The 6,282-nt window shown below is 28.2% G+C and carries 8 protein-coding genes; 1 reads left to right on the plus strand and 7 read right to left on the minus strand.

What is annotated here, in order from left to right; genetic code table 11:
* Positions 1–27 precede the first annotated feature (27 nt).
* The 7 genes from LJD32_RS00975 to LJD32_RS01005 all read right to left on the minus strand — a co-directional run bounded on the left by LJD32_RS00975 (position 28) and on the right by LJD32_RS01005 (position 5,441).
* Entirely contained in the window at positions 28–1,281 is a 1,254-nt protein-coding gene (locus LJD32_RS00975) for a sensor histidine kinase (RefSeq protein ID WP_227391449.1), read from the minus strand.
* The gene (locus tag LJD32_RS00980; protein ID WP_119364352.1) at positions 1,274–1,948 is read right to left on the minus strand and encodes a response regulator transcription factor; all 675 of its coding nucleotides are present in this window, start codon (positions 1,946–1,948) and stop codon (positions 1,274–1,276) included. Before LJD32_RS00980 ends, LJD32_RS00975 begins: the two co-directional genes overlap by 8 nt.
* A complete protein-coding gene (locus LJD32_RS00985) occupies positions 1,941–2,894 on the minus strand; it encodes a PhoH family protein (protein WP_022002964.1) in 954 nt (317 codons plus the stop codon). The genes LJD32_RS00980 and LJD32_RS00985 overlap by 8 nt, the downstream gene beginning before the upstream one ends.
* A complete protein-coding gene (locus LJD32_RS00990; protein ID WP_227391446.1) occupies positions 2,891–3,799 on the minus strand; it encodes a sporulation protein YqfD in 909 nt (302 codons plus the stop codon). The genes LJD32_RS00985 and LJD32_RS00990 overlap by 4 nt, the downstream gene beginning before the upstream one ends.
* Entirely contained in the window at positions 3,796–3,987 is a 192-nt protein-coding gene (locus tag LJD32_RS00995; RefSeq protein ID WP_022002966.1) for a YabP/YqfC family sporulation protein, read from the minus strand. Before LJD32_RS00995 ends, LJD32_RS00990 begins: the two co-directional genes overlap by 4 nt.
* Before the next feature lie 103 nt (positions 3,988–4,090).
* Positions 4,091–4,561 carry a MarR family winged helix-turn-helix transcriptional regulator gene (locus LJD32_RS01000; RefSeq protein WP_175301590.1) on the minus strand — a complete coding sequence of 157 codons (471 nt, stop codon included), beginning with the start codon at positions 4,559–4,561 and terminating at the stop codon, positions 4,091–4,093.
* A gap of 13 nt (positions 4,562–4,574) precedes the next feature.
* Positions 4,575–5,441 carry a DegV family protein gene (locus LJD32_RS01005; RefSeq protein WP_227391445.1) on the minus strand — a complete coding sequence of 289 codons (867 nt, stop codon included), beginning with the start codon at positions 5,439–5,441 and terminating at the stop codon, positions 4,575–4,577.
* 86 nt (positions 5,442–5,527) lie between these two features.
* Here LJD32_RS01005 and LJD32_RS01010 point away from each other — a divergent pair, with 86 nt between their 5' ends.
* Entirely contained in the window at positions 5,528–6,127 is a 600-nt protein-coding gene (locus LJD32_RS01010; RefSeq protein ID WP_227391444.1) for a YigZ family protein, read from the plus strand.
* The last annotated feature ends 155 nt before the right edge of the window (positions 6,128–6,282 follow it).

Here is a 6,282-nt window from a genome sequence, read left to right on the forward strand (position 1 = left end):
TGCTATTATCATAAAAAATAAATATGTCTAAATTATATCCTCATTGTGGGAAACTTTGGGATTTATAGGCAACTTGACAGTAAAAGTCGAACCTATCCCTAAAGTACTTTCAACATCGATCGTTCCTTGATTCAATTCGACGATTTTTTTAACAATACTTAAACCAAGTCCCGTTGATATCTTTGAACTTCTTGATTTATCTACTTGATAAAAACGATCATAAATATAATTCAACTTATTTTTAGGTATACCCATTCCTTCATCTTGTACACTTAAAACAAACATATTATTTTCTTTTTTAGTTTTAATTGTAATAACACCATCATTAGAGTATTTAATTGCATTAGAAATAAAATTACTTAAAATTGTTTTAACCGTTGAATAATCTAAAATAACAGGTTTTTCTATTTTATTATGATAAATAAGAGAAATATGTTTTTCTTTAGCCATTGGATCAAATAAATCAATACTTTCTTTAACAACAGCTTTGACATCTAATTCTTTAAAATCCAATTTAACTCTTGTTTGATCTAATCGTGATAATTCTAAAATATCATTAACGATATTTTGCATACGATAACTTTCTTTCAACAAGATATCCATAAACTCTTGAAATATTTCTGGTGAATCTAAACCATCCCTTTTTAATATTTCTACACTTCCAATAATAGCTGACATCGGTGTTTTAAGTTCATGAGAAACATCTGACAAAAATTGTTTTTGCATATCTTCAATTTCTTTCATTTTAGAAACGTCTGTAAATAAAACAATCGTTCCATCAAAAATAAGATGTTCTTTATCAGAAAAAACAGGTGAAGATTCTACTTGATAATATCTCGACTGTATTTTTACAACCGACGATAACGGTCTTTCAAAAACATAGCATTGATCTACTAAATCAAGCATCTCACCTACAAATATATCTTTATAATATCTTCCTTTTAAATGTGGTATTTCAAAGCCTTTTCTAAAACTTTGATTGGTAAAAGCTATTTTCCCTTCTTTATCAATAAATAACATCGGTAAATTCATTGATCGAATCAATTGACTTAATATCTTTTCATGATATTTATTTTCAATTTCTACTTCCTTTATTTCATTATCCTTTTCTCTTTGAAAAAAACGTCCCATTCGTTGATAATGACTTTCTAATTGATAAGCATTGATTGCACATACAAAGATAAAAAGAAGCATGATATAAAGACTGTAAGCCTTATTAAAATAACAAAGTAATAAAGCAACAATTCCCATCAATACAACTTTCAAATAACTTTTAGTCATCTTTTTTCACCAACTTATATCCAACTCCCCTTACAGATTTAAAAGAAACTCGACTTTCTTTTAACTTTCCTTTTAATTTAAAAACATGAACATCAACAATACGTGTATCTCCATCATATTGAAATCCCCATATAGACTGTAATAAAGTTTCTCGAGAAACAGCTTCTTTAGGATGTTCCATAAACATTTTTAATAAATCATATTCTACTTTTGTTAGAACAATAACATGATCATCAATTGTCACTTCTCGATTTTTAGTATTCATCATAACATCTTCAAATTTAATTTCATCTAAAAAATGTTTATGATGTCTTCTTAAATGAGCTTCAATTCGCGCTATTAAAACTGTTGATTGAAATGGTTTTGTTAAATAATCATCTGCCCCTGCTTCTAATCCTTTAATAATATCTTCTTGTTCACTGCGTGCCGTTAATAAAATAAGTGGTTTAACATAATCATTTTGTCTTACTTCTTTAATAATAGAGACACCATCTTTATATGGAAGCATCCAATCAATCAAAACAAGATCATAATCATTTTCTAAAATCTTCGAAACAGCCTCTTTTCCATCATATAAACTATCTACTAAATAACCTTTTTTTCTAAGTTCATAGGCAAGTATCTTATTGATGGACATATCATCTTCAATTAATAATATATTATTCATTATTCCCATCGTATCTTTCTATTATTCTTTGAACAACAGGGTGTCTTACGACATCCATCGCTGATAAATGAATAAACGAAATCCCTTTGACCCCTTCTAAAATATCTAATGCACGAATAAGTCCAGAAGTTGTATTTCTTGGTAAATCGATTTGTGAAATATCTCCTGTTACAATCATTTTTGATCTGAATCCTAAACGTGTTAAAAACATTTTCATTTGATTATCTGTTGTATTTTGCGCTTCATCTAAAATAACATAAGCATCTTCTAAAGTACGACCTCTCATATAAGCAAGAGGTGCAATTTCAATAACACCTTTTTCCATAAGCTTTTCAGTTTGTTCAACACCTAACATATCGTATAAAGCATCATATAAAGGGCGTAAATAAGGATCTACTTTTTCTTTTAAATCTCCTGGTAAAAATCCCAAATTTTCTCCTGCCTCAACAGCTGGTCTTGTTAAAATTATTTTTTTAACTTCATTATTTTTTAAAGCTGCTACTGCAAAAACAACAGCTAAATAAGTTTTTCCTGTTCCCGCAGGTCCTATTCCAAAAACCACATCATTATTTTTTAAAGCATAATAATAACTCTTTTGTCCTAATGTTTTAGGATAAATAAGTTTTCCATTATATGTTCTAGCTATTTTTATATGATAAAGTTCAGATAATTGATCCAACTTATCTTTTTCTACAAGTTTTTGAGCATAAATAACATCTCTTCTTGAAATAGAAACCCCTGAAACAATCAGTTTTAACAAAGAATAAATGACTTTTTTAGTTTTTTCAATTTGTTGTTGACTTCCAACAATTGACATTTCATCTCCTCTTAAAGAAATTTCAACTTGAAAATGATCTTCTAAAACTTCTAAATTTTCATCTTTTACTCCAGATAAATTAACAAGTTGTTCAATGTTATAAGCTTCTAACTTAACAATTTCTTTCATGAATCCTCCCTAATTGCAATATCCTCTATAAAAACATATTGCATCTTTAATACATATTTCTTCTCTATTATATCATATGATAGTACTTTTTCCCTGTCAATTTTTACATCCTTTGGTAATTGACTTCTTATTTTAAAAAGCAAATACGCAAATATATCTTTATCTTTAACATTTGATGACGAAGCCTCTATATATTGATAAGTATAAGCTTCTACACTTCCTAAAGTGGGAATCATTTTTATTTGTTGTTTCGTGTCTTCAATTTGATGTGAAATCAAAACATCTCCTTTTTTTACATACTGATTCACTTTAACTAAAACATTTCCTTGTTTGACATCCAATTGACGAATAACCCCATCTTTTTTAGCGATATAATCTTGATATTTTAAGACCGTCTTTTGATTATGACTAGCGGGTGTATATTCAACATGTAAAACACTTCCCTTTTGATAAACATTTAAATAATCAATTTTGCTTTGATATTTTCTTTTTAAATGATCATAAAGTTTATTTATTTGAGGATAAGTCAATTTAGGATGCATCATTTGTATTTGTTTATTGAGGTCTTTTTGAAGTTGATTGTTCACGATAGAAAGAGAGCCTGTTATTTTATAGTCATAAATATAATGTGGTAAAATAAAAAGTGTGCTTATAAAAGCAAGTGTAAAAATGATTTGTGGAAATTTAAAGATAAGAAATAAATAATGAAGTATGCCTATACTTTTTTGAATAGGTAAATGCATAGAAGATGTGATATATCTTTGATAAATAGGAACGTAAAATGAATAACGTAATGTATCAAGTTGATGTAAATGAAAAAGTGTGAGCTGATGTTTTTTGGTTTCTTTTAAAAATGAAACAATATCATTTGTTTCAATAACAATATAATCATAGCCTAAATTCATGAAAATATAATTGATGTAAACTCACCCATTAACATAATTTCATCTTGACTATAGTAACGTATTTCAATATTTTTTCCTTTTATTGAAATAATTTGTTGATTCATTTTACATTCAAAAATCGTTGATTCTAATGTAATAATCAACTGATAATGTTTAATTAAAATTCTATTTTTTTGTATACAAAGCATTCTATCACCTATTATAAGCTATGATATTTCCTTTTCATTATGTATAGAATTTTATGATTCGATCTTTTTATAACATCAAAAAAGTCAACTTGTAATGTTGACTTTACTTATTTTGATCTTTTCTTCTTAATAATTCATTTCGATAAACAACGAGATCTTTATAAATATCACTTAATGTTGAAAAAACCCATTCTACTCTTTCATCAGGAATACGATTTCTATAAATAGAATCTAATTCATGATGAAATTGTTCATGAACTTTCAAAGCTTCTTTCCCTTGATCTGTTAATCTTAAGTAATAAATACGTTGATCTTGAGTAGATTTTTCTTTAATAAGAAAACCTTTTTCTACAATTTTTTTAACAGCTGTCGTAAGAGTTCCAAGTGTTACATTCAAATGATTCGCAACAGCTGACATTGAGGGACTTGATTCTTTATCAACAGCTTCTAAAACATGCATTTCAGACATCGAAAGTTGTTTAAAAGGTCCTTGTTTTAAATATAATTCCTGTATATCCATCGCAATATTAAAAACATCAACAACTGTTTCTATCGTATCTACTCTTTGTGTCATCTTTTTCTCCTTATTACTCTTCGTATTTTCTAATATATTGATAACCAATACCACCAATACCCATATGAGCTCCAACTACAGCTGGTAATTCTCTTACAAGTATTTCACATTCTCCAATTTGTTCAATCAATTTTTGTTTCATTTCTAATGCTAGTTCTTCACTTAAAACATGTTCGATTGCAAAAACATAATTCTTATTGTTAACCTTACATTCATTGACCATGTGATCAATAATTTTTAAATTTGCTTTTTTAGTCGTTCTTACTTTACCAAAACTATCAATTTTACCACCTAAACTATAGTTTAATTTCATAATTGGTACAATTTTTAAAAGTCCGGCTAACGCTGCAACAGCAGGAGTAATACGTCCTCCCTTTTTTAAATGCTCTAAATTAGGAACCATAATAATCGTTGCTGAATCTTCTACAAGTTTTTCTAGAATATCTTTTATTTCTTCTGGTGATTTTCCCTCACGAGCAAGTTTTGCTGCAACTTCTACAAGATATTTTTGATTACTCGCTGTTCCTTTTGTATCCACTAATGTTACTGGCATTTCTAACATATCACACGCAAGCTTCATTCCATTCATGGTTGAAGAAAGTCCTGTAGCGATAGGTAAACCAATAACATGACTATATCCTTGATCTTTGATTTTTTGAACTGCTTCTTGCAGTGAACCTGTTGATGGTTGAGAAGTCATCACCATAATATCGTCTTTTTCCATACGTTTAAAAACATCTATACTATGAATTTCAATATCATCTAAATAACTTTTACCTTCCATAGTGATTGTTAGTGGTGCAATAAATATTCCTTCATTTTCTCTTGAATCTACAGGAATTTGACATCCACTATCCGCTAATATAGCAATTTTTTCCATACTCTCCACCTCTTCCTCATATAATATAACAAATTATGGATTATTTTTAAAGTTTTATGTTATCATAAAAGTCGGAAGGTGAAAAAATGAAATCTATTGAAAAAATAACTGAACACACATTAGTCATTAAAAAATCAGAGTTTATTTGTACGCTCATTCCTTTAAATGATGAAGAAAAAATCAATGAAACTATTGATTATTATAAAGAAAAATATAAAGATGCTACACATAATTGTATTGCCTATCTTGTAGGTACAAAAGAAAGAGCCAATGATGATGGAGAACCATCAGGTACTGCAGGTCTTCCAATGCTCAATGTTTTAAAAAAACAAGAACTCAGTAATATCATTGCAATTGTTACAAGATATTTTGGAGGCATTAAATTAGGAGCTGGAGGTTTAACACGCGCCTATAGTCAAGCTGTGGCTGATGCTTTAAAAGAAGCTAATATTGTTGAAAAACATTTAATCAATGTCTATGATGTTTCTCTTGATTATAGTTTTACTAAAAAATTTGAGCATCTATTAAAAGTAAATGACATTGATTGTATAAATAAAGAATACGATGAACAAGTCACTTATCGTCTTTATATTGATGATTTGTCTTTCTTTGATACAATTCAAGATTTAACAAGTAATCGTTACAGTAAAGAATTTATAAAAAAAGAATATGTTCCTGTAAAATAAATATGTATTTAGCCTGTTGACAAAACAATTTTGTTGACAGGCCTTTATTGTATAAGAAACAATTATTCAATGGACTATCCGTCCATTGAAAGAAGAAGGGACATTGTCGTAAAAACAGATGTTGATGGTGTCTGTTGTCTCTTCAGTATCGAACA

It is taken from the genome of Faecalibacillus sp. TM498 (genome assembly GCF_020589955.1).
Lineage (GTDB): Bacteria > Bacillota_I > Bacilli_A > Erysipelotrichales > Coprobacillaceae > Faecalibacillus > Faecalibacillus intestinalis.